Source organism: Pseudoxanthomonas sp. 3HH-4 (assembly GCF_006716465.1).
In the GTDB taxonomy this organism is placed as follows: Bacteria; Pseudomonadota; Gammaproteobacteria; order Xanthomonadales; family Xanthomonadaceae; genus Pseudoxanthomonas_A.
Map to the genome: position 1 here is coordinate 497,766 of NZ_VFPB01000002.1, position 25,765 is coordinate 523,530.

The window sequence follows — 25,765 nt, forward strand, 5'->3', positions numbered from 1 at the left end:
CGGGCGCCCTGTCGCGGCATCGTTACCTATTCCATACGCAAGCGTATCTATCGCCCGCATGATGCCGATCGCCAACGCCCCATCGCCCTACCCCCACCTGTTCACCCCGCTGGACCTGGGCTTCACCACGATCCGCAACCGCGTGCTGATGGGCTCGATGCACACGGGACTGGAGGACCGGGCGAGGGATTTCCCGCGCCTGGCTGCGTACTTCGCCGAGCGGGCGGCCGGCGGCGTGGGCCTGATCGTCACCGGTGGCTTTTCGCCCAACCTGGTGGGCTGGTTGAAGCCGTTCGGCGGCAAGCTGTCGTGGCCCTGGGAGGCGCGGCCGCACAAGTTCGTGACCAAGGCCGTGCACGAACACGGCGCCAAGATCTGCGCCCAGTTGCTGCATGCCGGCCGCTACGGCTACCACCCGCTGACGGTCGCACCGTCGAAACTGAAGGCGCCGATCAATCCGTTCACCCCGCGCGCTCTGTCGGCGCGCGGCATCGAGCGCCAGATCAACGCTTATGCCAACGCGGCGAAGCTGGCGCGCGACGCCGGCTACGACGGCGTGGAGATCATGGGTTCGGAAGGCTATTTCATCAACGAGTTCACCGCGCTGCGCACCAACAAGCGCGATGACGCCTGGGGTGGGACGCCGGAGAAGCGCATGCGCTTCGCGGTGGAGATCGTGCGGCGCGTGCGCGAGGCCGTCGGTCCCGACTTCATCATCATCTACCGCTTGTCGCTGCTGGACCTGGTGGAGGAAGGCAACCAGTGGGACGAGATCGTCCAGCAGGCGAAGGCCGTCGAAGCGGCCGGCGCGACCATCATCAATTCCGGCATCGGCTGGCACGAGGCGCGCGTGCCCACCATCGTCACCTCGGTGCCGCGCGCGGCCTTCGTGGACGTGACCGCCAAGCTCAAGCCGCATGTGCGCGTGCCGCTGGTGGCGACCAATCGCATCAACATGCCGGACGTGGCCGAAGGCATCCTCGCCGCCGGCAAGGCGGACATGGTCTCGCTGGCGCGCCCGCTGCTGGCTGATCCGCAGTGGGCGGCCAAGGCGCGCGTCGGAACGCCGCAGGCCATCAACACCTGCATCGCCTGCAACCAGGCCTGCCTGGACCACGTGTTCGAGAACAAGCTGGCCAGCTGCCTGGTCAACCCGCGCGCATGCCACGAGACGGACCTGACCTATCAGAAGACCTTCGCGCCGAAGACCGTCGCCGTGGTCGGCGCCGGTCCTGCCGGCCTGGCCTGCGCGACGGTCGCCGCCGAGCGCGGCCACCGGGTGACCCTGTTCGATGCGGCCGGCGAGATTGGTGGCCAGTTCAACTACGCCAAGCGGATTCCGGGCAAGGAGGAATTCCACGAGACCTTGCGCTACTTCCGTCACCGGCTCGAGGAAACGCGCGTGGATGTGAAACTGTCGACGCCGGTCATGGCGGCCGACCTGGCCGGCTTCGACGAGATTGTGCTGGCCACCGGCATCACGCCACGCAAGGTGGCGTTCCCAGGCTCGGACCACGCCAAGGTGGTCAGCTATGTGGACGTGCTGTCCGGCCGGGTGACGGTAGGCGCACGCGCCGCGCTGATTGGCGCCGGCGGCATCGGCTTCGACGTGGCCGAGTACCTGACCCACGAAGGCCACTCGCCCTCGCTGGACCCGGCCCGCTGGATGGTCGAATGGGGCGTGGACCCGACCTTCGAGGCCCGCGGCAGCTTGGTGAAGCCGCAGCCGGAACCGCCGGTCCGCGAGGTCTGGCTGCTGCAGCGCAGCCCCGGCAAGCCCGGCGCGCGACTGGGCAAGACCAGCGGCTGGGTCCATCGGGCCACGCTGAAGGCCAAGCAGGTAAAGATGCTGGGCGGTGTGGAGTACCTGGGCGTGGACGACGCAGGCCTGCGCATCAAGGCGGACGGCGCGGAGCACCTGCTGCCGGTGGACCATGTGGTGGTCTGCGCCGGCCAGGAGCCGCGCCGGGACTTGCAGGCCGGCCTCGTCGCGGCCGGCAAGGCGCCCCACCTGATCGGTGGTGCCGACGTGGCCGCCGAACTGGATGCCAAGCGCGCGATTGACCAGGGCAGCCGGCTGGCCGCCGGTCTGTAGACGCGCCCCGTTAACCATAGAGTCGAGTTTTCTCGACTCCACGACGTCCGAGCTGCAGAAAACGTCCGGCGCAAAAGCAGCGGAGCAAGCTCCGCTCTACGATGTCTCTGGGGAAAATTACGGGCCACCGGACCGCCGCTTTGTGCGACGCCAGGCACATTTCCAGCCAGACCGCCCCCCTTTCCGTCAAGCCGACCCGTTCAGGCCGAGTTGGGTCTCCCCCGCCTACCTTGCGCCCACTTTCCGGCCCGCCGACCAGTCTCAGGCGGGTTGAGCCCGGCGCTCGGACCCCTCTGGTCCGGCCTTGCCGGTCCCCGGGCAGCCCGTGTGAAGGCTGCCTCCCCATGACGCCCTAGCCGCTGTCCCACAGATGTCCTTCCCTGCGTAACGGGAGAGGCAGGGGCGCGGGAAAGACGGAGCAAGGAGTTCCCATGAAACTGGCCTGGATCTTATGGCTGTCGCAGATGTTGCCGCAGCCGGCCGCCGATTCGCTTTGCCTCAGCACCACCGTGTACCTGGAAGCCCGCGACCAGACCCTCCGCGGCCAGCAGGCCGTCGCCGAGGTCGCCCTGCGCCGCCGCGACAGCGGCCTGTGGGGCGATTCCGTCTGCTCCGTGGTCACCGCCCGCAAGCAGTTCGCCCCGACCATCGTGGGCCCGAACACCCGCCTGAAGAATCCGGACGCCTGGGCCAGGTCGGTCAGCGTGGCCCTGAACGCCGAGCGCAACTGGGCCCTGCCGCCCGGCCAGCGCAAGGAGATCGTGCCGGGCGCCAGCCACTTCATGGCGCACCAGATCGCCAGCCCGAGCTGGCGCAACGCCTACCACGTGGCCACTATCGGTGATCACACGTTCCTGCGTGTGCAGAAGCTCAAGCCCCGCTCCTGAAAACAGACGCTTTCGAAGCGTCACTCATCAACGCGTCGCTCTGCTCGCCGAAACCGTACCCGCAATGGCACCTACTTCGCCTCTCCCTCCGGGAGAGGGCTGACCTCCGCGATACATCACATCGAACGCGACGATCCGTTGCACCCCACACCACGCTGCAAGCATCCGAGGCCCGCGATAATCGCGGGCCTTTTCTTTTCCACGGAAACACCATGAAGCTTTACACCAAGCCCGGCGCGTGCTCGACCGCCGACCACATCGCGCTGCAATGGACCGGCCAGCCGTTCGAGGTGCAGGTGATGACGGCCGCCGAGATGAAAGAACCGGCCTACCTGGCGATCAATCCCACCGGCGCGGTGCCGGCGATCGTCGATGGCGACTTCGTGCTGACCCAGAACGCCGCGATCATGGGGTACATCGCCGACACCTATCCGCAGGCACACCTCGCCGGCGATGGCTCGCCGCAGCAGCGTGCGCAGGCTGCGCGCTGGCTGTCGTTCGTCAATTCCGATCTGCACCCGGCCTTCCATCCGCTGTTCGGGCCCGCGCGCTTCATCGGCGACGAGGCACGATTCGACGAGGTAAAGCACGCGGCACGCAAGCGCTTGCGGGGCTTGTTCGAAAGCGCGGAGAAACAGCTGGAAGGACGCGACTGGCTGGCCGGCTTCCGCAGCTTCGCCGATCCCTACTTCTACATCACGCTGCGCTGGGCCGAGCGCACCGGCGTGGACCTGAAGGACCTGCCCAACATCGCGGCGTTCAAACAACGGATGGACGCCGATGCCGGCGTGCAGGCCGTCTTGAAGGCCGAAGGCCTGGCGTGACTTTCAGGCGGCGCGCGCGTCAGGCCATCGATGCGCGCACATCCTCCAGCCAGCGCGTGGCGAAGGTGTGGTCGCGTGCCTTCGTCAGCGCCGTGGCCACGTCGGGCAGCAGTGCGGCCAGTTCGTCGGCGTCGGCGCAGCGCTCGACCTTCAGCTGCAGGAAGTAGCCCTTCAGCCCGATGTGCGAACGGATGTCGTCGGTGATCCGCGCATAGAGCAGGTTGTAGCGCTCGGCGGATGTCATCGTCGTCGCCTGCACTCCGTCGCCGGCCTTCGGCGCGGCAACGGCGGCCAGCAGTGATGCTGCACCCGAGCGCCGCTCGATCAATCCGTCGGCTGCCAACTGCTGCAGCGCGTCGTCGGGCGCATGCAGCCCGCTCATCATCGCGCGCAGCTCTTCGTCGTTGCGCTGGCCATCCACCAGCAACAGGATGGAACGCAACCCCGCCGGCAGCTTGCGCGTGCGCTGCTGGATTTCGTTGCGTCCTGCCTCGGTCTTGCACCACATGGTCTGCATGGCGTCCCCCAGCGCCGCGCGGCGGGCCCCTCCCGCTTGCTGCGACGCACCCCTTGCGACCGCAAGTAGTAACCCGGCAGGCCTGTTCCCGGCTGCCACACGGGTCACACAAACGACACGGGGCCGCCCGACCTTCGTCGAAACGGCCCCGCCTTGCGCGCCGGATTGCCTCAGCGCTGGTAGATCGGCACGAAGGCCAGGTCTTCCGGGCCGGCGCAAAAAAGGCCCTCACCCTTTCCCCTCTCCCGCAAGCGGGAGAGGGGAAGTGGGTGACACGCGGGTTCGGCCTCGATCAGCGCTGGTCCAGTGGAACGAATTCCAGATCCTCAGGACCCGTGTAGTTGGCACTCGGGCGGATGATCTTGCCGTCGATGCGCTGCTCGATGACGTGCGCGCTCCAGCCGCTGGTGCGCGCGATCACGAACAGCGGCGTAAACATCGCCGTCGGCACGCCCATCATGTGGTAGCTGACCGCGCTGAACCAGTCCAGGTTGGGAAACATCTTCTTGATGTCCCACATCACCGACTCCAGCCGTTCGGCGATGTCGTACATCTTCATGTTCGACTGCTCGGCCGACAGGTCCTTCGCCACCTGCTTGATGACTTCGTTGCGCGGGTCGCCGACGGTGTAGACCGGATGACCGAAGCCGATCACGACTTCCTTGCGCTCCACGCGCGCCTTGATGTCGGCTTCCGCTTCGTCGGGCGACTCGTAGCGCTTCTGCACTTCGAAGGCCACCTCGTTCGCACCACCGTGCTTCGGGCCGCGCAGCGCGCCGATGCCGCCCACGATGGCCGAATGCATGTCGCTACCCGTGCCGGCGATGACGCGGCAGGTAAAGGTGGAGGCGTTGAATTCGTGCTCGGCGTACAGGATCAGCGAGGTGTGCATCGCGCGCACCCAGCTGTCCCTGGGCTTCTCGCCGTGCAGCAGGTGCAGGAAGTGACCGCCGATGGAGTCGTCGTCGGTTTCCACGTCGATGGCGCGGCCGTTGTGGCTCCAGTGGTACCAGTACAGCAGCATCGAGCCGAGCGAGGCCATCAGCTTGTCGGCGATGTCGCGCGCGCCCGGATGGTTGTGGTCCTCCTTCTCCGGCGACACGCAGCCCAGCACGGACACGCCGGTGCGCATCACGTCCATCGGGTGCGCGGACGGCGGCAGTTCCTCCAGCGCGGCCTTCACCGCCGCCGGGATGCCGCGCAGCGCCTTCAGCTTGGCCTTGTACGCCGCCAGTTCGGCGCGGTTGGGCAACTTGCCGTGCACCAGCAGGTGGGCGATCTCCTCGAACTCGCTGGTCGTGGCGATATCGAGGATGTCGTAGCCGCGGTAGTGCAGGTCGTTGCCGCTGCGGCCGACCGTGCACAGCGCGGTATTGCCCGCGGCGGTGCCGGACAGGGCGACGGATTTCTTCGGCTTGAAGCCGGGTGCGGGTGTGGTTTCGCTCATGATGGACTCCCTACGTCACTTCTTTGCGGAAAACAGGGCATCGAGCTTCTGCTCGAAGGCGTGGTAACCGATGCGGTCGTACAGTTCCTCGCGGGTCTGCATGCTGTCGACCACGTTCTTCTGGTGACCGTCGCGGCGGATCGCTTCGTACACGTTCTCGGCGGCCTTGTTCATCGCGCGGAACGCCGACAGTGGATACAGCTGGATCGCCACGCCGACCGAGGCCAGCTCCTCGCGGGTGAACAGGGGCGTCTTGCCGAACTCGGTGATGTTGGCCAATACCGGCACCTTCACCGCATCGACGAAGCGCTGATAGGTGGGCAGGTCGTAGGCGGCCTCGGCGAAGATACCGTCGGCACCTGCCTCGACGCAGGCGATGGCGCGCTCGATGGCGGCATCCACGCCTTCGACCTGGATGGCGTCGGTGCGCGCGATCAGGAAGAAATCCGGATCGGTCTTCGCATCGGCGGCCGCCTTCACGCGGTCGACCATTTCGCCGGCCGACACGATTTCCTTGCCCGGGCGATGGCCGCAGCGCTTGGCGCCGACCTGGTCCTCGATGTGGCAGGCGGCGGCGCCGGCCTTGATCAACGACTTCACGGTGCGCTCGATGTTGAACGCGCTGGGGCCGAAGCCGGTATCGATGTCGACCATCAGCGGCAGGTCGCAGACGTCGGTGATGCGGCGCACGTCGATCAGCACGTCTTCCAGCGTGTTGATGCCCAGGTCCGGCAGACCCAGCGATCCGGCGGCGACGCCGCCGCCGGACAGGTAGATCGCCTTGTAGCCGGCGCGCTTGGCCAGCAGCGCGTGATTGGCGTTGATCGCACCGATCACCTGCAGCGGCGATTCGGTGGCGAGCGCGGCGCGGAATTTCGCGCCTGCGGACGGGATGCTCATGCGACGTGACTCCTCTCGGTCAGCGAGCGGACCCGGCGGAAGGCCGGGACCGGAGGTGCGTGAAGGGTACGCCCCTCTTCGGGACGCAAATCTGGCACCATCCCCAAGGTTGATCAATCTTGATCGAACGAATCAATATTTCCACATGGCCGCCTCCACCGACCTGCTGTCCGCTCGCGAGACCTGCCGCCTGCTCGGCATCAGCCAGGCCACGCTGTATGCATACGTCAGCCGCGGGCTGCTGGAGTCGCGCCCCGGCAAGGACCATCGCAGCCGCTTGTACCTGCTGCAGGACGTGGAGCGGCTGGCGCAGCGCAAGCAGGTGGGCCGCGGCGCGGCCCGTGGCGCGGCGCAAAGCCTGGATCGGGGCCTGCCGGTGCTGGAAACGCGCATTTCGCTGATCAGGGCCGATGGGCCCTACTACCGTGGCCGCTCGGCGATCGCGATGGTCCAGGAAGGCGCCACGCTGGAAGACGTGGCACGGCAACTATGGGACGGTGGTGAAGACGATCCCTTCGCCATCCCGTCATTGACGCAGTGGCCGCCGGTGGTGGCGCCGCTCGCCACCGACGCCTCGCTGCCGCCGCTGGAGCGGGCGATGGCCGCCATCCCGCTGCTCGCGCTGGACGTGCGCCACTCCTTCAGCTCCGCCCCACGCGTGCGCCACGAGATCGCGGCCGGACTGTTGCGCCACAGTGCGGCGCTGCTGGTCGCGGAGCCGCCGTCCGATGCGCCGGTGCACCGCGTGCTCGCGGGAGCGTGGCGTCCGGGCGACGACGGATTCGCCGAACTGGTGCGCGCCGCGCTGGTGGTGTGCGCCGACCACGAACTCAACGTGTCCGCCTTCGCCGCGCGCGTGGTGGCCTCCACCGGCGCGCACCTGCATGCCACGGTCTGCAGCGGCCTGGCGGCGTTGTCCGGGCCGCGCCACGGCGGCGCGACGACACGCGCCTATGCCCTCATCGCCGATGCGCAGCAGGCCAAGTCGCCGCGCGGCTTCATCGCGCAACGCTGGCAGCGCGGCGACGACCTGCCCGGCTTCGGCCACGCGCTGTACCCGCAAGGTGATCCACGGGGCGCGGAACTGCTGGCGCGCGCACGCGACAGGCATGCCGGCACGCGCGAGATGGCCGCACTGGAGACGCTGATCGTTGCCACCGAGGAGATCAGCGGCCTGCGGCCGAACATCGATTTCATGCTCGCCGCGATCTGCCACCTCAACCGGCTGCCAGCAACACCGGCGCTGGTGATGTTCGCCGCAGGACGCTTGGCAGGCTGGCTCGCGCACGCGCTGGAACAACAGGCGCAGGGCCGCCTGATCCGCCCGCGCGCGCGCTACACCGGCATTACCCCATCGGCGACATCAACATGATGCGCTCCCCTCGCCCGCCGGCATGCGTTTGACATCGCCGACGCATATGGTGACCCTGCGCGGGCCCATTCGCTTCCCGCTGCCGCAATGCGCCTTCCCCTGGCCCTGTGCCTGCTGCTGACGATGATGACCCCCACCACCATCGCCCGGAACACCGACAACGCCAACGCGCCCGCCATCGCGCCCGCATCGACGCCGATACCGTCGCCGCCCGCGTGGTTGTCCGACATCGACGCGAGGTACGACGCTGGCCTGCGTGCGGCCGGCCTGGACGACCGAACGTTCAGCGCGGAGCACTGGTGGTCGGTCGCCACGCCATTGCTGGAGCGCAAGCGCGGGTTCCGCATCGAAGAAATCGGCCGCAGCGTGGAGGACCGTCCGCTGCGCCATGTGCGCTGGGGCACGGGCCGGACGTCGGTCCTGCTGTGGTCGCAGATGCATGGCGACGAGAGCACCGCATCGATGGCATTGGCGGACCTGTTCCGCTTCCTCGGCGAACACCCGGACGATCCGCTCGTGCAAGCGCTGCGGGCGAACACCACGCTGCACTTCTTTCCCATCGTCAACCCGGACGGTGCCGCGCGATTCCAGCGCCGCAACGTGCAGGGCATCGACCTCAACCGCGATGCGCGTATGCTGGCGACGCCTGAAGCGCGTACGCTGAAGGCGCTGTACGACAAGGTGAAGCCGATGTACGGCTTCAACCTGCACGACCAGCGCGTCGGCTACCGCGCCGGCGACTCCGACCGCGGCACCGCCATCGCATTGTTGTCGCCGCCGTACAACCACGCCGCCGACGTGAACGACGTGCGTACGCGCGCCATCGAAGTGGCGGGCGTGATCCGCACCGCGCTGGAGCCCTACCTCGCCGGCCACATCGCGCGCTGGGACGAAACCTTCGACCCGCGCGCGTTCGGCGATCTCACCACGCAGTGGGGAGCCAGCACGGTGCTGATCGAAGCCGGCGGCATCGAGGGCGATGTGCAGAAGCAGCGCCTGCGCAAGCTCTATTTCCTCGGCCTGGTGGCCGCGCTGGACAGCATCGCCACCGGCAGCCACGCCGGCGTGCCGCACGCGCTGTACCGCGAGCTGCCGGAGAACGGCGACGTGTGGCCTGACCTGCTGGTACGCGGCGGCACGCTGTCCGTGCCGGGCCAACCGCCGACGCGCGCCGACGTGCTGGTGAACTTCCGCAATCCGCTGGCCGAAACAGACGGCGCCGTCGCCGATGTGGGTGACCTGGGCGCGAAGAAGGCGCGCCGCAGCATCGATGCGCGCGGACTGTTCATCGTGCCGCTGCCGGGGCGCGAGGGCGAGCGCACGGTGATCGAAGCGAACGACGACGGCGACAACGACGAGCCCCGGTCGCCCCCTCCGCTCACGCCCGGCGCCAGCGCACGGTTCGTGTTGAGCCGCGATCCGCAGGGCCGCGACGTAGTGTGGACGCTGGACGGCAGCGTGGATCCGAAGACTCCTTTACCAACGCACTGACGGATCAGCCGCCCACGTCGGGCCCGCGCAGCAGTGCGCGTCTCACTTCTTCCAGCGCGTTCGGATCATCCAGCGTGGAAAGATCGCCGGGATCAGCACCCTGCGCCAGCGCCTGCAACGAGCGCCGCAGCAGCTTGCCGGAGCGCGTCTTCGGCAGGGCATTGACGATGTAGACCCGCGCCGGCCGCGCGACCGCCCCCAAGCTCTGCTCGACCGTGCGTCGCATGCCGTCGGCGGCCTGCACCCGCTCGTGCGGTTCATCGGTCGCCTGCCGCAATGTGGCGAACACCACCGGCACCTGCCCTTTCAGTTCATCGGCCACGCCGATGACGGCCGCTTCCGCGACCGCGGGGAATCCTGACACGGACTCCTCGATCTCGCGCGTACCCAGGCGGTGCCCGGCCACGTTGATGACATCATCGGTGCGCCCGAGGATGAAGGTGTAGCCGTCCTCGTCGCGGATCGCCCAGTCCAGCGAGCTGTACAGCAGTTCCTTGAAATGGCTGAAGTAGCTGGAGAGGAAGCGCGCGTCGTCATTCCAGATCGTCGTCATGCAGCCCGGCGGCAGCGGTGGCTGCATGACCAGCACGCCCTTCTGCCCCGGACCCACTTCTTCCCCGGTCGCCTCGTCGATCACCTTCATCCGGTAACCGAGGTTGGGGAAACCGGGTGAGCCGAACCGCACCGGTTTCATGTCCAGCCCCGGCAGCAGGGTCAGCGCCGGCCAGCCGGTTTCGGTCTGCCAGTAATTGTCGATCACCGGTTTGCCGATCGCGTCGGTGATCCAGTGTGCAGTGGGTTCGTCCAGCGGTTCGCCCGCGAGGAACAGGTACTTCAGTTCGGATAGATCGTGGCGCCTGATGAAGTCGATGTCGTGCTTCTTCAGCACACGCACCGCTGTCGGCGACGAGAACATGGTGCGCACGCCGTACTGTTCGCACAACGCCCACCAGATGCCAGCATCCGGGGCGGTCGGCAGGCCTTCGTACAGCACCGACGTCGCACCAACGATCAGCGGACCGTACACGTTGTAGGAATGCCCGACGGCCCAGCCGACATCGGAGGTCGAGAACATCACCTGCCCCGGCCCCACGTCGAACACGGTGCGCATCGACAGCGCCATGGCCACGGCATAGCCGCCGACATCGCGCTGCACGCCCTTGGGCTTGCCCGTTGTGCCGGAGGTGTAGAGCAGATAGCTGGGCTCGTTAGATTCCAGCCATTCCACCGGCACGCCGACATCGCCGACCTCGGTGCGCAGCGTAGCGTAGTCTTCATCGCGGCCCGCCACTTTCGGTTCGGCCGCATCCAGCCCGCGCGAGACGATCAAAACCTTGGCTGGCGGCGTGGCCGCCTTCGCGCAGGCCTCGTCCACCAGCGGCTTGTACGGGATGACCTTGCCGCCGCGGCTGCCGGCATCCGCGGCAATCAGCAGTTTGGGCTGCGCATCATCAATACGAAGCGCCAGGTTGTGCGCAGCGAACCCCCCGAACACCACCGAATGCACCGCGCCGATGCGTGCGCAGGCAAGCATCGCGAACACAGCCTCGGCCATGTTGGGCATGTAGATGACCACGCGGTCGCCGCGGCCTACATCGAGCCTCTTGAGCACGGCGGCGAACGCATTCACTTCGCGATGCAGTTCGCGATAGGTCAGTTCCCGCGTGACATCGGTTTCGGTGGACACCGCCACCAGCGCCAGCTGGTCGCCACGCTCGGCAAGATGCCGGTCCACTGCGTTGTAGCAGAGATTGGTCTGCCCGCCGACAAACCAGCGTCGGAAAGGTGGATTGGAATAGTCGAGGATCTGCCGCGGCGGCACCTGCCAATGGATCGCCTTCGCCTCCTCGCCCCAGAAGGCCTCGGGCTGCTCGATCGAGCGCCGGTAGACGTCTTCGTATGCCATGCGATGCTCCCAGATGCCGCGACTGGGAGGAGCATAGTCCTCCGTCCTGGCGGCGACCGTTCTACCTTGGTCGCACGACAGAGCTCAGGAAGCGGCTCCCACGCGACCGTTTGTCGCAGCAGGTACGACTGCGAGCCGCGTGACGGCGGCGCATAGCAGCGGAGCGAGTACGAACAGGCCGAGGAAATACCTCCCCTGCACCTCAAATACCACGTGCACGCTCCAGAAGCCCACCAGCCACAGCACGGGTAAGGCGCCCAGTGGATCTCTCTTCCTGAGCAGCAGGAGGGCAGTCCAGAGACAGGCAAGAATGATCAGGCCACGCGCCCACCCGTAAACCTTGCGCTCTGCTCCCAGCGCCCGGTAGTAGCGCGCGTTGATCTGCTCGCGATCAGGACGGTCGTCGATGCGTGCACGGATATTCGGCGACTCGATCAGCCAGTACAGTGCATACGGGGGCGGACTCAGGATCTCTGGCGCCTTGCAGCGCACCACCGACAGCCAGTGTTCGATGGGCTGCGCCTGCAGACGATCCATCACAGCCTTCGACAACGACTTGTGCAGATCCTCCTTCGCTGCCCGTGCCGCTTCAACCGACCAGTAACCGCACCCTTGGGAACGCTGGTCGCTCGATACCAGCAGGCCGCCGTACAACGTCACGGCGGAACTGGTACGGATCTGCTCCGTCTTGCCACTGGATACGCGCATAACCATGTCCATCGCGAAACCCAGCACGGAGCCCGCGAGAAGCACCAGTAGCACGCGCTGGAAGCCGGGCGATAGGGACCGGCGCAGCAGCCATGCAACCGGAATCGTCAACACCAGCAGCGCCCACAGCACGAGCGCGTACTGCGGCTTGGTCGACACGGCGAACATGATGCAGGCCACAGCTAGGCCGGAGCGCCAGCCAGACGCCAGCCTGAGTCCGGCATCCGCCAATAGCCAGAACGCCGTACCTAGCGCGGCAGCGGCCACCAGGTCGAGTTGCACGATCCCAGCGAATGGCGTGATCAACAGCAGGTACAGCGCCACCAGTTGGGCAAGGATCTTCCATTGCCCGCCATCCAGTCGATAGCCGAGGAACAGCAGCCACAAGGCCGAGGGGATGTTGATCACCAACGACGCCGCCACCGGCGAAAGACCGAACGCCTTGGGCAGCGCAAGCAGCCACAAGCCCAGTCCGCCACGCACGTAGGCCTCCGGTCGCCCAGCCGACTGCCAGTAATATGCCCAGTCGCTGTGCGGCTCGGGCCACCACCATGCGGCCAGCGCGACGCCGATGCCGGCCAGCAGCAACGCCTGCACTCCCGCCAATGTCAGCCAAGCCCAGCGGTAGTGCGGTCCGTTTGGTTCCACCATGTCCATGCCACCCGATCGTTGATCTGCCATCTACAGCGATCCTAACGCAGGTCGTCACCGGAACCGAGGACGAGCGGCGAGGTGGCCAGCATGTGCAAGAAGCGGTTTGATATTGGGATGCGTCAACCGGACCGCAGCATGATCCTGCACAGCGCTCTTACCTTCGCCGCAGGGGTTCTTTCCTCATAGCCGCTCGTGGGAGGTCATCGGATCACGCCAGTGGCAACCCGCTGTCGGCGCGACACAGCCGGTCGTGCAACGCGCGCACGGCCTCGACACGCGCATCCGTGCGCGCTTCTCCCAGCGTGCGGACATAGCGGCACGCAGCGAAACCCTCCGAACGCAGTTCATAGTCCGCCACCCATTGCCGGCGTTCGGCCATGCGCTCGGGCTTGATAGGCCAAGTTCCAGGGCGCGGCCGCAGATGCCTGGCAATGCCGATGCGCCATGGCTTGGGGCTCACGCGTGCACGGAAACAGTGCTGGCGCACGCACATCAGCGCATACAGGGGATCGGTCTTCAGCGCGGTGAAGCAGGCCTCGACCTCGGGATCGGCGGGATCGAAGGCGCGGTGCATGGCCAGCATGCGGAACCCGGCCGGCGTGCGGTACTGCCGCAGGCACCAGTCGGGATGAGCGTCGGCGAATGCCTCCACGCGCGCGTTCGCCCATGCTTCCGGACCGCCGTCGCGGCGCATGCGAGCGGCGTGCAGGCGGCGGATCATCGCGCCTGCGGCTACCATCGACACGACGACGGCGACTATGCCCACCCACCAGGAGCCGGCGAGCAGGCCAGCGATGATCGCCAGGGCCAGCAGCGGCGATCGGACCTTACGCTTCAGCGACGCATCCGGCCGTGGATCATCAAAGTCGATGTCCACGAACAGGGCATTCTGCGTGTTGAGGCAGAGCGCGCCATAGGAATTTCGTGTGATCACGCTGTCGCCTTCGCGCGCGATGATCTCCTCGCGGATCGGTACGCCCACCGCACCGTTGTAAGGACGCTTGTCTTCACGGCGCGGCAGCGGTTCGCCGGCCAACACCCGCTCGAACGCTTCACGCGTTCGTGCGTCGGCGAGCGCCTGCGCATCCTGCTGACTGAGGTCCGACCAGCCGAAGCGGCGCACGGTGACCTGCCTGCCTTTCGAGCGATGCTGCAATCGCCCTTCGGCCCAGTACTGCGGAACGATCATGCTTACCCCCTGTCTACGGTCGCCGCCCCCACGCAGGGCAAAAAAAAAGCGCCGGTGTCCCCGGCGCTTCTTGTACACCATGCCGGGACGATCAGCCCAGCAAGTGCGCAACGCCGCTGCGCTCTTCTTCCAGTTCGCCCAGCGTCTTGTCGATGGCGGCCTGGCTGAAGGCGTCGACCGGCAGGTCCTTCACCATGGTGTACTCGCCGTTCTCGGTGGTGACGGCGAAGCCGAACATCACGCCTTCCGGGATGCCGTAGCTGCCATCGGACGGGATGCCCATCGTCACCCACTTGCCGTTGCTGCCCAGCACCCAGTCGCGCACGTGGTCGATGGCCGCGTTGGCGGCCGACGCCGCCGAGGACAGGCCACGCGCCTCGATGATCGCGGCGCCGCGCTTGCCTACCTGCGGGATGAAGGTATTGGCGTTCCAGTCGGCGTCGTTGATCTTGTCCTTCAGCGACTGGCCGTTGACAGTCGCGAAGCGGTAGTCGGGGTACATGGTCGGGCTGTGGTTGCCCCACACGACCAGCTTGTCGATGTCGCCGACCGCGACGCCGGCCTTGTTGGCCAGCTGCGACAGCGCGCGGTTGTGGTCCAGGCGCAGCATGGCGGTGAAGTTCTTCGACGGCAGGTCCGGCGCGGACTTCATCGCGATGTAGGCATTGGTGTTGGCCGGGTTGCCGACCACCAGCACCTTGACGTTGCGGCTGGCGACCTTGTTCAGCGCGGCGCCCTGGGCGGTGAAGATCTTGGCGTTCTCCAGCAGCAGGTCCTTGCGCTCCATGCCAGGACCGCGCGGACGCGCGCCGACCAGCAGGGCCACGTCGACGTCCTTGAACGCGACCTCCGGATCGTCGGTGCCGACGACGCCGGCCAGCAGCGGGAACGCGCAGTCTTCCAGCTCCATGATCACGCCCTTCAGCGCAGCCTGAGCCTTTTCCAGCGGCAGTTCCAGCAATTGCAGGATGACCGGCTGGTCCTTGCCCAGCATTTCGCCGGAGGCGATGCGGAACAGCAGCGCGTAGCCGATCTGGCCAGCAGCGCCGGTGACGGCAACACGGACGGGGGTTTTCATGGTGCGGATCCTCGGGGTTACGTAGGGCGGGCCCAGGCCCGCCGCGTGGGGAAAGGGTGGGCCAAGGCCCACGCAACGGTTACTTCAACTCGGCGAAGAATTCCTGGAAACGCTGCAGGCCTGGTGCGAGTTGCGGCGTCGGGCAGGTGTAGCTGATGCGCAGCGCGCGTGGCTCGCCGAACGCCGAACCCGGCACGCAGGCCACGCCCTTGGCGTCGAGCAGCGCATTGCAGAAGTCGACGTCATTCTCGATCTTCACGCCGTTGTGCGACTTGCCGAACGCGCAGCTGATGTCGGGGAACACGTAGAAGGCGCCCTGCGGACGCGGGCAGACCACGCCGGGAATCGCATTCATCGCGGCGAGCACCTGGTCGCGCTTGGCCTGGAACTCGGCGTTCTTCGCCACAGGCACGTCCTGCGGACCGGTCAGCGCGGCGATGGCCGCGGCGGTGACGACTTCCGGCACGTTGGTGATGTGGTTGGAGTTCATCGTGGTCAGCGCCCTGGCGACCACTTCCGGACCGGCCATGAAGCCGACGCGCCAGCCCGGCATGCCGTAGGTCTTGGACAGCGAGTCGACGAACACGGTGCGGTCGCGCAGTTCCGGCCGCGCCTGCACGAAGTTGGTGTACGCCAGTCCGTCGAACAGCATGCGGTTGTAGATGTCGTCGGTGATGATCCAGGTGTCCGGATACTTCGCCAGCACGTCGGCGAGCGCGGCGACTTCCTCGCGCGTGTAGACCATGCCCGTCGGGTTGGACGGGTTGTTGAACAGGAACACCTTGGGCGTGTGCGTCGCCAGCGCTTGGTCCAGCTGCGCCGGAGTCAGCTTGTAGTCCTGGCTGGCCGGACACGGCAGCGGCACCGCCTTCGCGTTGACGATGTCGGCGATGTCGGCGTAGGTGGTCCAGTACGGCGACGGATAGACGATGGTGTCGCCTTCGTCCAGCAGCGACTCGGCCAGGTTGTACAGGATGTGCTTGGCGCCGATGCCGGTGGATACGTTGGCGCGCGTGTAGCCGGTCAGGCCCAGTGCCTCGATGTGCTGCAGGAACGCGTCCAGCAGCGCGTCGGTGCCGCGGTTGCTGCCGTACTGGCCGGAGTCCTTCGCCAACGCGTCGCGCGCGGCCTGGTAGACGTGGTCGCCGGGCAGGAAATTGGGAACGCCGATCGAAAAGCTGATGATGTCGCGGCCTTCGGCCTTCAGCTTCTTGGCCTTTTCGGCCACCGCCATGATCGCACTTGGCTTGGCGCGACCGATGCGCCGGGCAAGCAGGGGCATTGCACAACCTCGCGTGGAAAGGTCAGGGAGGGTCGCCGCCGTCTTTTTTTGCGGCGCAAAATGGTATCACGCCACCCCGCTGCGACCGACTAGCCCATGGTCTAGACCGAGCGGTTCACGGCCACGCGGTCATTGATAGTCCACGACGTCGCCGAGGTCGTAGTTTTCGTCGAAATAGGCCCGCCACTGCGCATAGGCCGCGCGCAGGCACGCGGGGGAGTCACAGGCATCCAGTTGCCGGGTCGCCGCCTCGACCGTGCGGTCGCCATCAGGGTAGCGGTCCGCCAGCTCCTTGAACTGCGCGCGCATGCCGGCGTCCAGCGCGCCGAACTCCTCCTGTCCGCAGACCAGGGCGGCACGCACGCTACCTGCCGGCGCATCGGTCTCGCACGTCCCACCGGCCGGATCCTGCTGGCTCACGGCACGGATCGCCTCGGCGACGCCCTCGCGGTCACGCGCGGTCAGGCGGCGCACGAACCCCAGGGTTTCGGTCTGTCCGCCGCCCCAGGTGATGCGCAGGGTGAAGGCGCCTTCCGTGGTGTCGTCCGGCACCTTGCGTACCGTGACGGTTTCGCTCGGCCCGGTGTCCGAGGTCACGTGCAGGGCCAGGGTGCCGTTGTCCAGGTCGACATCCTCGACCTTGCCATTGAGCCAGGCGCCGTCACGCACCACGCGCAACCCATCGTCCGCCTGCCATTCGAAGAGGTAGAGCGTTTCCGCATCGTCACCCTCGCTCTCCTCGGTGCTCCACAGGCCATCCAGGCTCTGCTGGAAGCCCTCCGCCGAGATCTGCGTCGCTTCCGGCGCACTGGTGGCGGGATCAGTGCCAGCGTCCTGGCGGCAGGCCGCCAGCATCAGGACGGGGGCCAGCAGCATGGCCACGCGCGCCAGGCGCCGGCGATGGTCCTTCATGGTGATGCTCCGCAAGAGATAGGGGACAGTACCGGACCGGCCCCTTCATTCGATCACGCCGACAGGACGCGGTTCCACTCCGCCACGCGGTCGGCCTTCGCGGCCAGCACGGCATCGGCGTCACCGGCGATGGTCACCTTGGTGATCAGGTCACCCTGCTTCACCGCGTCGACCACGTCCAGGCCTTCCGTAACCTTGCCGAACACGGTGTGTTTGCCGTCCAGCCACGGAGTGGGCACGTGGGTGATGAAGAACTGGCTGCCGTTGGTGCTCGGGCCGGCATTGGCCATGGACAGCACGCCGCGCTCGTGGCGCACGCCGTTGGTGGTCTCATCCTCGAAACGGTAGCCCGGACCACCGCGGCCGGAGCCCTCCGGGCATCCGCCCTGGATCATGAAATCGGGGATCACGCGGTGGAAATTCAGGCCGTCGTAGAAGCCCCGCTTGGCCAGATTGACGAAGTTGGCCACCGTCAGCGGGGCCTTGTCGGGATACAGCTCGATCGTGATCGGGCCGCGCGAGGTATCGAAAGTGGCGGTCAGCTGACTCATGGAACGGTTCTCCAAGGGTGAAATGAGGGAACGGCAAGGTACCGTCCGCGTCTTCCTTCCCCGCGCGCGCTCCGTATCGGGCGGCGGGGGACAGGACGCAGCGGCACCTTGCCTGCGCCCCGGTCAGTGACGACCGGGGCTGCCAGGCATGAAGCCGGCCCCCATCGTGCGGGTCCGGCACTGTTGCCAGATCACGGCGCCAGCCGGGGATTTCAAGGGCAGGCCCCGGCGGCGGCGTTCATTCTGGCGTTTTTCGATAAATCAGGTGCTTAGCGCAACGCAGCCCGCTATAATACGCCGCTTCCTTTCCCCACTCTGAGCGCGCACGTTCGCGCCCCTTCGGCATGTCCATCCAAAACCTCCGCAATATCGCGATCGTCGCTCACGTCGACCACGGCAAGACCACCCTCGTCGACCAGCTGCTGAAGCAGTCCGGCACCCTCTCCGAGCGCACCGTGCTGGCCGAGCGCGTGATGGACAGCAACGACCAGGAAAAGGAACGTGGCATCACGATCCTGGCCAAGAACACCGCCATCACCTGGCAGGGCAACCGCATCAACATCGTCGACACCCCGGGCCACGCCGACTTCGGCGGCGAGGTCGAGCGCGTGCTGTCGATGGTGGACACCGTGCTGATCCTGGTCGACGCGATGGACGGCCCGATGCCGCAGACCCGCTTCGTCACCCAGAAGGCCTTCGCGATGGGCTTCAAGCCGATCGTGGTGATCAACAAGGTCGACCGCCCCGGCTCGCGTCCGGAGTGGGTCGTGGAGCAGGTGTGGGACCTGTTCGACCGCCTGGGCGCCACGCCCGAGCAGATGGATTTCCCGATCGTCTACGCGTCGGCGCTGAACGGCTACGCCGGCCTGGAAGACACCGTCCGCGGCGGCGACATGACCCCGCTGTACGAAGCCATCATGAAGCACGCGCCGAAGCCGGAAGTCGATCCGGACGGCGCCTTCCAGATGCGCATCAGCCAGCTGGACTACAACAACTTCGTCGGCGTCATCGGCATCGGCCGCATCCAGCGCGGCACGCTGAAGAAGAACATGCCCGTGGCCGTCATCGACCGCGAAGGCAAGAAGCGCCAGGGCAAGGTGCTGCAGGTGCTGGGCTTCCTGGGCCTGGAGCGCATCGAGCAGGACAGCGCCGAAGCCGGCGACATCGTCGCCATCTCGGGCATCCAGGACCTGACGATCTCCGACACCATCTGCGCACTGGACACCCCCGAGGCGCTGCCGGCGCTGACCGTCGACGAGCCGACCATCAGCATGACGTTCCAGGTCAACAACTCGCCGTTCGCCGGCCACAAGGACCTGTCGGGAGGCAAGTTCCTGACCAGCCGCCAGCTGAAGGAGCGCCTGGAGCGCGAGACCGTGCATAACGTGGCACTGAAGGTCGAGCAACTGGAAGACGCGGACAAGTTCCTGGTCTCCGGCCGTGGCGAGCTGCACCTGTCGGTGCTGATCGAGAACATGCGCCGCGAGGGCTATGAGCTGGCCGTTTCGCGCCCGGAAGTGATCATCAAGGAAATCGACGGCCAGCTGATGGAGCCGATCGAGCAGCTCGTCGTCGACGTGGAAGAGACCCACCAGGGCGGCGTGATGGAGAAGCTGGGCGTGCGCAAGGGCCAGCTGAAGAACATGGAGCCGGACGGCAAGGGCCGCGTGCGCCTGGACTACCAGATCCCGGCGCGTGGCCTGATCGGCTTCCAGAACGAATTCAAGACGCTGACCCAGGGTTCGGGCCTGCTGTTCCACGTGTTCGACCACTACGGCCCGAAGGAACAGGGCGCCATCGCAAAGCGCCTCAACGGGGTGATGATCGCCAACGCGCCGGGCGCCACGCCGGCCTACTCGCTCGGCCCGTTGCAGGAACGCGGCAAGCTGTTCGCCGCCGAAGGCGACAACGTGTACGAAGGCCAGCTGATCGGTATCCACTCCAAGGACAACGACCTGACCGTCAACGCGATCAAGACCAAGCCGCTGACCAACATGCGCGCCTCGGGCAAGGACGACGCGATCCAGCTGACCCCGGCGATCAAGTTTTCGCTGGAACAGGCGTTGGACTTCATCGACGACGATGAACTGGTGGAGATCACGCCGAAGGAAATCCGCCTGCGCAAGAAGTTCCTGACCGAAAGCGACCGCAAGCGCGCATCCCGCGCGGCCTGATCGCCGCGCCGCGCCTTGGACGACACCGCCTACAACCCGGACCCCAAGGCACACCCCGGCCTGCATGCCATCGCCCTGTTCGAGGGCGCCAAGGGCGTGCTGGCCCTCGCCTTCGCCGGCGGGCTGCTGGCGCTGGGCCCCGATCGCCTGCGCGAGAGCGTGCAGGCGATCGTCAGCCGTTTCATCCCCGATGCCGGCCCCGGCGCGGTGAGCGAATGGATGCAGCGCATCAATCCCGAGGCCATCCACGTCACCGTGCTGATCATCGCGGTATACGCAGGCATGCGCCTGCTGGAAGGCTGGGGCTTGTGGCGCGCCCGCGCCTGGGCCTCGTGGCTGGGCTGCATCGGTTCGGCCGCCTACCTCCCGCTGGACGTCTACGCGCTCTACCACCACCCCGGCTGGCACACCTGGGCGCTGCTGATCGTCAACCTGGTGATCGTCTGGGTGCTGTGGCGCGATATCCGGCGCCGCAAGCGGATTTGACGCGCGGGCCAGCGCCTGCGTAGCCTGCGGCAACTCCGTGAAGGTGTCCGCATGCGCCGATCCCTGCTGCCGCTTGGCCTGATGCTCGCCCTGGCAGCCTGCCAGCCGGCGGCGACGCCGGATGCAGCGGCACCGACCGCACCCACCGATTTCATCTACGCCGAACTGGACGTCGCCGACCTGCAGGCGCGCATGCAGTCCGGCGAACTGGACAGCCGCCGCCTGACCCAAGCCTACCTGGACCGCATCGCCGCCATCGACAAGGCGGGACCGCAGTTGAACGCGGTGATCGAGCTCAACTCCGACGCGTTGAAGGAAGCCACCCTGCGCGATGTGGAGCGCCGCGCGAATGCGGTGCGCGGACCGCTGCACGGCATCCCCGTGCTGCTGAAGGACAACATCGATGCAGTGCCGATGGCCACCTCCGCTGGTTCGCTGGCATTGAAGGATTTCCGCCCGGGCAAGGATGCTTTCCTGGTCCGCCGCCTGCGCGAAGCGGGTGCCGTGATCCTTGGCAAGGCCAACCTGAGCGAATGGGCCAATTTCCGCTCGATGCATTCCACCTCCGGCTGGAGCGGGCGCGGCGGCCAGACCCGCAACCCTTACGCCTTGGACCGCAATCCATGTGGCTCGAGCTCTGGCAGCGCGGTGGCGGTATCGGCCAACCTGGCGGCGGTCAGCGTGGGCACCGAAACCGATGGCAGCATTCTCTGCCCGGCCGCGATCAATGGTGTCGTGGGCCTGAAACCCACGGTCGGCCTGGTCAGCCGGCAGGGCATCCTGCCGATCTCGCACAGCCAGGACACCGCCGGGCCTATCGCCCGCAGCGTTGCGGACGCCGCGCTCCTGTTGGCCGCGCTCGCAGGCCGGGATCCGGAAGACGCCGCCACGATGCAGGCCACCTGGAACACCACCCTGGATTACAGCGCACGCCTTACACCTGGCGCCCTGAAGGGGGCGCGCATCGGCGTGCTGCGCAGCAAGGCCGCGATCCATCCCGATGCCGCAGCGGCGCTGGAAAGCGCCATCGAGGTGATGCGCGAAGCCGGTGCTACCGTGGTCGATGCTGAGATTCCCACCGACGGGCAGTGGAACGCGGACGAGCTGGAACTGATGCTCTACGAGTTCAAGCATGGCGCGGAGCGCTACCTCGCCGAACGCAATGCACCGTTGACCACGCTGACCCAGCTGATCGGCTACAACGAGCAATACCGGTTGTCCGAGATGCCCTATTTCGGCCAGGACCTGTTCGAACGGGCCAACGCCAAGGGCGGGCTGGGCGAAGCTGCCTACATTGCCGCCCGCAGTCGCGCACGGCGGCTGGCGGGACCGGAAGGCATCGACGCCGCGCTCAAGGCGCAGCAACTGGATGTCCTCGTGGCACCCACCACCGGGCCCGCATGGTTGACCGACCACAAGGCCGGCGATCATTTCCCGGGTGCCGGCTACGGGGCTGCCGCGGTGGCGGGCTACCCCAGCCTCACCATTCCCATGGGCCACAGCGACGGCCTGCCGCTGGGAATCGTGTTCATGGGTCCTGCATGGAGCGAAGCGCGCCTGATAGCCCTGGGATACGACTACGAGCAGCGCACGCGGGCCCGCAAGCCACCGGAGTACTGGCCCTCGCTGCCGCCCCGCGCGGCACGTCGCTGAGGCGCATGCTGCCAATGTGAGTCATTCCTGGCGCGAGAGTGCTTGCAGGCGCTCCGGGTTCGTGGCGTCATAGCCATCAACCAGCAGGCGGGGATTGCACGCGTGGAGTCAGGCGCGGACCGGGTATCGGAGCTGCGGGCGTTCAGTGGATCGGGATCCACGGCCCGCAGGCGGCAGCGCAACCTGAATTCGCTGGCATGGGGCGTGCTTGTCATCGCCTGCCTGCTCTCGCTGTGGTCCGGGACGACAGCGTGGCAACAGGCACGCGACCACGCGCACGCCCGGTTCGATGCGCGGGCAGACGCTGTCGCCACCGCCGTATCCACCCATATGAACGCCTACGAAGACACCGTGCGCGCGGCGGCTGCCGTGCTGGAGGGGCGGCAGGACATCGAGCAGGACAGCTTCTATGCCTTCGTCGACAAGCTGCAGGTGCCCACGCGGCAATCGGGCGTGCATGGACTCGGCTTCGCACGCCACGTGCGGATGGAAGAACGCGAGGCCTACGTCGCAGGTCAGCGGGCGCGCTATGGGGACGCGTTTGCGATCCACCCCGCCGGCGATCGCAGCGAATACGTCGTCATCGACCTGCTGTACCCCGATACGCCAGGCATGCGCCCCCTGTTGGGCAAGGACGTGATGGCGGAACCCGTGCGCCGTGGCGCCATCGAATCCGCGCGCGACACAGGTGAACTGGCGGCTGCCCCACTGGTTGCACTGGGCGACGCCTCGAAAGGCAACACCGGACTGCCCGGCTTTCTGCTGTATGCCCCGGTCTATGCGGATTCCGTCGCCGCACGCGGCGGCGTGGAGGCGCGCCGCACCCTGCTGCGCGGCTTCGCCACCGCCGGCTTCGGCTGGCAGCGGGTCATGGAGGACGCCATCGGTCGAACCGACGGGGACGAGTTCGATCTGCAACTCCTTGCTCTGGACCATGGCGACAAACCGATCTTCCAGACCCGTGCAGTGAGGGAACGCTACGGTGAGGCGTGGCACCCCGCCTTCACCGCCGAGCGCGACCTCCATCTGCTGGGCAACGAATGGCGCCTGGTCCTGCATTCGCCGCCGTTGCGCGAGGCGCTGCCCGGACAGGCATCCATCCTGCTGCTGACCTTGTGCGGGATTGGCCTGGGCCTGCTGCTCTTCCTGCTGCTGCACAATCTGGCGCGCACCGAGCGCCGCAGCCGGGCGCTGCTGGACGCGGTCGCCGATCACCTGCCTGCACTGATCGCCTACATCAATGGCGACGGCCGCTACGGCTTCGCAAATCGCGCATGCCGCGCCTGGTCGGGGACGCAGGGAGCGTGGAGCGAACGGCACGTGGAAGACGTGCACGCGACCGATCCCGAGTTCCTCGCCTCGCTCATGCGCGCCATGCAGAGCTGCACGCCGGACCACTGGATTGCATGGGACGCCGACCTGGGGCAACCACCGCGTCCGGTGCACCTGTACCTAGTACCCGACGTCGAGTCCGGTTCGAAGATCGCCGGCTGGTACCTGATGGGTAATGACGTCAGCGAGCAGCGTCAGGCGCACCGCGAGTTGGCGATGGCGCGCGATCACCTGAAGCGCGTCACCGATCGCCTGCCGGCGCTGATCGCGCAGTTTGATACGCAGCATCGCCTGGTCTTCCGCAACGTTGCATTTGCCGAACAGGTCCGCTGGCGGATGCCCCCGCAGGCCGGCGTGCACATGCGGGACCTCTTCGGTGAGGATGCGTACCTGCGACGGATGCCCCAGATCGATGCCGCGCTGGCCGGGCGCGATGGCGAGTTCGAAAGCAGTTTCGCCACCGTCGACGGCACGCGGAGCATGCACAGCTTCTATACGCCCGACATCGACGACACCGGCAAGGTGTGCGGCTTCTTCGTCATGGCCATCGACATCACCGAGAAGGCGCGGCTCGAGCATGCGCTGCACAACGCAAACGAACTGGCCGAGGTGACGCTGACCGCCATCAGCGAGGCCGTCATCACGGTCGATGTCGAGAACCGGGTGACCTACATGAATCCAGCGGCAGAATCCCTCTGCGCATGGGGTCTGGAGCAGGCGTTGGGGCAGCCACTGGAACGCATCGCTCCGTTGGCGCTGGTGGGAGCGCAGGATGCGCCCGACGAAGGACCGCACCCGCCGGGACAGCCCGGTGACCTGCAGGTACTGCGCCAGGACGGCAGCCGCATGCTGGTCGAACGCTCGCTGTCCGCCATCCGCGACCGCGACGAGCGGCTGGTGGGCACCGTCATGGTGTTGCGCGACATCACCGAATCTCGTGCGTGGAGTTCGCGCATGACCTACCTCGCCCACCATGATGCACTGACCGGCCTGCCGAACCGACTGCAGCTCAACGAACGGCTGAACCAGGCGATCACGCATGCGACCAACCACGGCAACGGCATTGCCGTGCTGTTCCTCGACCTAGACCTCTTCAAGCATGTCAACGACGCACTCGGGCATCACACAGGCGATGAACTGCTGCAGCAGGTGGCCCGCCGCATCCAGCGCAATATCGGCAACTTGGGCACGGTGTATCGCACCGGTGGCGACGAGTTCGTGGTGCTGCTGCCCAATGTAGCGGCCAGGGACAACGTACTGCAGGTCGCCGACCGCCTGCTCGCCCTTGGCGGCACACCCTACACCGTGGCTTCGCACGAACTGCACCAGGCCTTCAGTATCGGCATCAGCCTGTTCCCGGAAGATGGTTACGACGCCGGCACGCTGATGATGCGCGCCGATGCGGCCATGTATCTGGCCAAGCGCAACGGCCGCAACGCCACGCGCTTCTATACGCGCGAGCTGGCATCCAGCGTGGATGCGCGAATCGAACTGGAAAACAGCCTGCGCCGCAGCTTGCGCAATGGCGATCTTTCCCTGCACTACCAACCACAGATCGACCGCATCAGCGGGCGCATCGTGGGCGTGGAGGGACTGGCGCGCTGGCAACGCGGCGACCGCCTCATGATGCCCGGCGAATTCCTGCCGATCGCCGAAGAGACCAACCTGATCGTCGACATCGACCAATGGGCCATCCGCGCCGCGTGCAGGCAGAACCGCATCTGGCAGCAGTCCGGTCTTCCGCCCATCCGGGTGTCGGTCAACATCGCGGCCGCCAATTTCGATACCGATGACCTCGTCGATACCGTGGTCGACGCATTGACGGATAGCGGCCTGGCTGCAGAATTCCTCGAACTGGAGGTCACCGAAACCACGCTGATGCGCGATGTTCAGCGGACGGACCGCACGTTGCGCGCGCTGAAGGCGTTGGGCGTGCGCATTGCCATCGACGACTTCGGCACCGGCTTCTCAAGTTTGAGCTACCTGGGAAACTACGGCTTCAATGTATTGAAGATCGATCAGTCGTTCGTCCGCGACGTGGCGGAACCCAACCAGGCCGCGATCACGCGCGCCATCATCAGCCTTGCCGCTCAGCTGCAGTGCCGCACGATTGCGGAGGGCGTTGAAACACCGGAACAAGCCGCATGGCTGGCAGCCAACGGTTGCGATGAACTGCAGGGCAACTACTTCAGCAGGCCGGTGCCCGCGGCGGAGTTCGCACGCCTGTACGCGCGCGGCAAGACATGGCACATCCCGCAGGTCGCGCCCGCCATCCACGCACACTGGTCGTGACGACGGGCAACAGAA

At 66.8% G+C, this 25,765-nt stretch carries 19 protein-coding genes; 9 read left to right on the plus strand and 10 right to left on the minus strand.

All coding sequences use genetic code 11. The features are described 5' to 3' along the window. Window positions 1-58: 58 nt before the first annotated feature. From FB548_RS09720 to FB548_RS09730, 3 genes are all read left to right on the plus strand, one after another. Window positions 59-2,095 (plus strand): NADPH-dependent 2,4-dienoyl-CoA reductase, encoded by a 2,037-nt coding sequence (locus tag FB548_RS09720; protein ID WP_142124567.1) that lies wholly within the window; start codon window positions 59-61, stop codon window positions 2,093-2,095. A gap of 431 nt (window positions 2,096-2,526) precedes the next feature. Next, a complete protein-coding gene (locus tag FB548_RS09725) occupies window positions 2,527-2,982 on the plus strand; it encodes a cell wall hydrolase (protein WP_142124568.1) in 456 nt (151 codons plus the stop codon). Between the two features lie 212 nt (window positions 2,983-3,194). Next, the gene (locus tag FB548_RS09730; protein WP_142124569.1) at window positions 3,195-3,806 is read left to right on the plus strand and encodes a glutathione S-transferase N-terminal domain-containing protein; all 612 of its coding nucleotides are present in this window, start codon (window positions 3,195-3,197) and stop codon (window positions 3,804-3,806) included. Between the two features lie 19 nt (window positions 3,807-3,825). Here the strand turns inward: FB548_RS09730 and FB548_RS09735 are convergent, their stop codons facing one another. The 3 genes from FB548_RS09735 to prpB form a co-directional block, all read right to left on the minus strand. Then, complete coding sequence (locus FB548_RS09735) at window positions 3,826-4,323, minus strand: hypothetical protein (protein WP_142124570.1); 498 nt, start codon at window positions 4,321-4,323, stop codon at window positions 3,826-3,828. 292 nt (window positions 4,324-4,615) lie between these two features. Then, window positions 4,616-5,770 (minus strand): 2-methylcitrate synthase, encoded by a 1,155-nt coding sequence (gene prpC / locus FB548_RS09740; RefSeq protein ID WP_142124571.1) that lies wholly within the window; start codon window positions 5,768-5,770, stop codon window positions 4,616-4,618. A gap of 15 nt (window positions 5,771-5,785) precedes the next feature. Next, window positions 5,786-6,670: a methylisocitrate lyase gene (prpB, locus tag FB548_RS09745; protein WP_142124572.1), complete on the minus strand. Its 885-nt coding sequence runs from the start codon at window positions 6,668-6,670 to the stop codon at window positions 5,786-5,788. A 145-nt stretch (window positions 6,671-6,815) separates the two neighbouring features. Between prpB and FB548_RS09750 the strand changes: the two genes are divergently transcribed. Both FB548_RS09750 and FB548_RS09755 read left to right on the plus strand, forming a co-directional pair. Next, window positions 6,816-8,042: a citrate synthase family protein gene (locus tag FB548_RS09750; protein WP_142124573.1), complete on the plus strand. Its 1,227-nt coding sequence runs from the start codon at window positions 6,816-6,818 to the stop codon at window positions 8,040-8,042. 87 nt (window positions 8,043-8,129) lie between these two features. Then, window positions 8,130-9,533 carry a M14 family zinc carboxypeptidase gene (locus FB548_RS09755; protein WP_142124574.1) on the plus strand — a complete coding sequence of 468 codons (1,404 nt, stop codon included), beginning with the start codon at window positions 8,130-8,132 and terminating at the stop codon, window positions 9,531-9,533. A gap of 4 nt (window positions 9,534-9,537) precedes the next feature. On the opposite strand, the gene prpE is transcribed toward FB548_RS09755, so the two are convergent. From prpE to FB548_RS09790, 7 genes are all read right to left on the minus strand, one after another. Further along, a complete protein-coding gene (gene prpE / locus FB548_RS09760; RefSeq protein WP_142124575.1) occupies window positions 9,538-11,439 on the minus strand; it encodes a propionate--CoA ligase in 1,902 nt (633 codons plus the stop codon). Window positions 11,440-11,523: 84 nt separating this feature from the next. Next, entirely contained in the window at window positions 11,524-12,828 is a 1,305-nt protein-coding gene (locus FB548_RS09765; RefSeq protein ID WP_142124576.1) for a hypothetical protein, read from the minus strand. Window positions 12,829-13,009: 181 nt separating this feature from the next. Then, a complete protein-coding gene (locus FB548_RS09770) occupies window positions 13,010-13,990 on the minus strand; it encodes a hypothetical protein (protein ID WP_142124577.1) in 981 nt (326 codons plus the stop codon). 91 nt (window positions 13,991-14,081) lie between these two features. Continuing rightward, window positions 14,082-15,068, minus strand: coding sequence for a malate dehydrogenase (locus FB548_RS09775; protein WP_142124578.1), 987 nt, complete (start codon window positions 15,066-15,068; stop codon window positions 14,082-14,084). Between the two features lie 79 nt (window positions 15,069-15,147). Further along, window positions 15,148-16,350, minus strand: a complete 1,203-nt coding sequence (locus FB548_RS09780; RefSeq protein ID WP_142124579.1) for a pyridoxal phosphate-dependent aminotransferase — start codon at window positions 16,348-16,350, stop codon at window positions 15,148-15,150. Between the two features lie 129 nt (window positions 16,351-16,479). Then, window positions 16,480-17,262, minus strand: coding sequence for a hypothetical protein (locus FB548_RS09785; RefSeq protein WP_142124580.1), 783 nt, complete (start codon window positions 17,260-17,262; stop codon window positions 16,480-16,482). A 53-nt stretch (window positions 17,263-17,315) separates the two neighbouring features. After that, on the minus strand, window positions 17,316-17,813 hold the full coding sequence (locus tag FB548_RS09790; protein WP_056878840.1) for a peptidylprolyl isomerase: 498 nt from the start codon (window positions 17,811-17,813) through the stop codon (window positions 17,316-17,318). A gap of 344 nt (window positions 17,814-18,157) precedes the next feature. Between FB548_RS09790 and typA the strand changes: the two genes are divergently transcribed. From typA to FB548_RS09810, 4 genes are all read left to right on the plus strand, one after another. Beyond that, window positions 18,158-19,987, plus strand: coding sequence for a translational GTPase TypA (typA, locus tag FB548_RS09795; protein WP_142124581.1), 1,830 nt, complete (start codon window positions 18,158-18,160; stop codon window positions 19,985-19,987). A gap of 15 nt (window positions 19,988-20,002) precedes the next feature. Then, a complete protein-coding gene (locus FB548_RS09800; RefSeq protein WP_142124582.1) occupies window positions 20,003-20,473 on the plus strand; it encodes a DUF2127 domain-containing protein in 471 nt (156 codons plus the stop codon). 51 nt (window positions 20,474-20,524) lie between these two features. Beyond that, window positions 20,525-22,126, plus strand: coding sequence for an amidase (locus tag FB548_RS09805; protein WP_142124583.1), 1,602 nt, complete (start codon window positions 20,525-20,527; stop codon window positions 22,124-22,126). Window positions 22,127-22,228: 102 nt separating this feature from the next. Then, window positions 22,229-25,750 carry an EAL domain-containing protein gene (locus tag FB548_RS09810; RefSeq protein ID WP_142124584.1) on the plus strand — a complete coding sequence of 1,174 codons (3,522 nt, stop codon included), beginning with the start codon at window positions 22,229-22,231 and terminating at the stop codon, window positions 25,748-25,750. The last annotated feature ends 15 nt before the right edge of the window (window positions 25,751-25,765 follow it).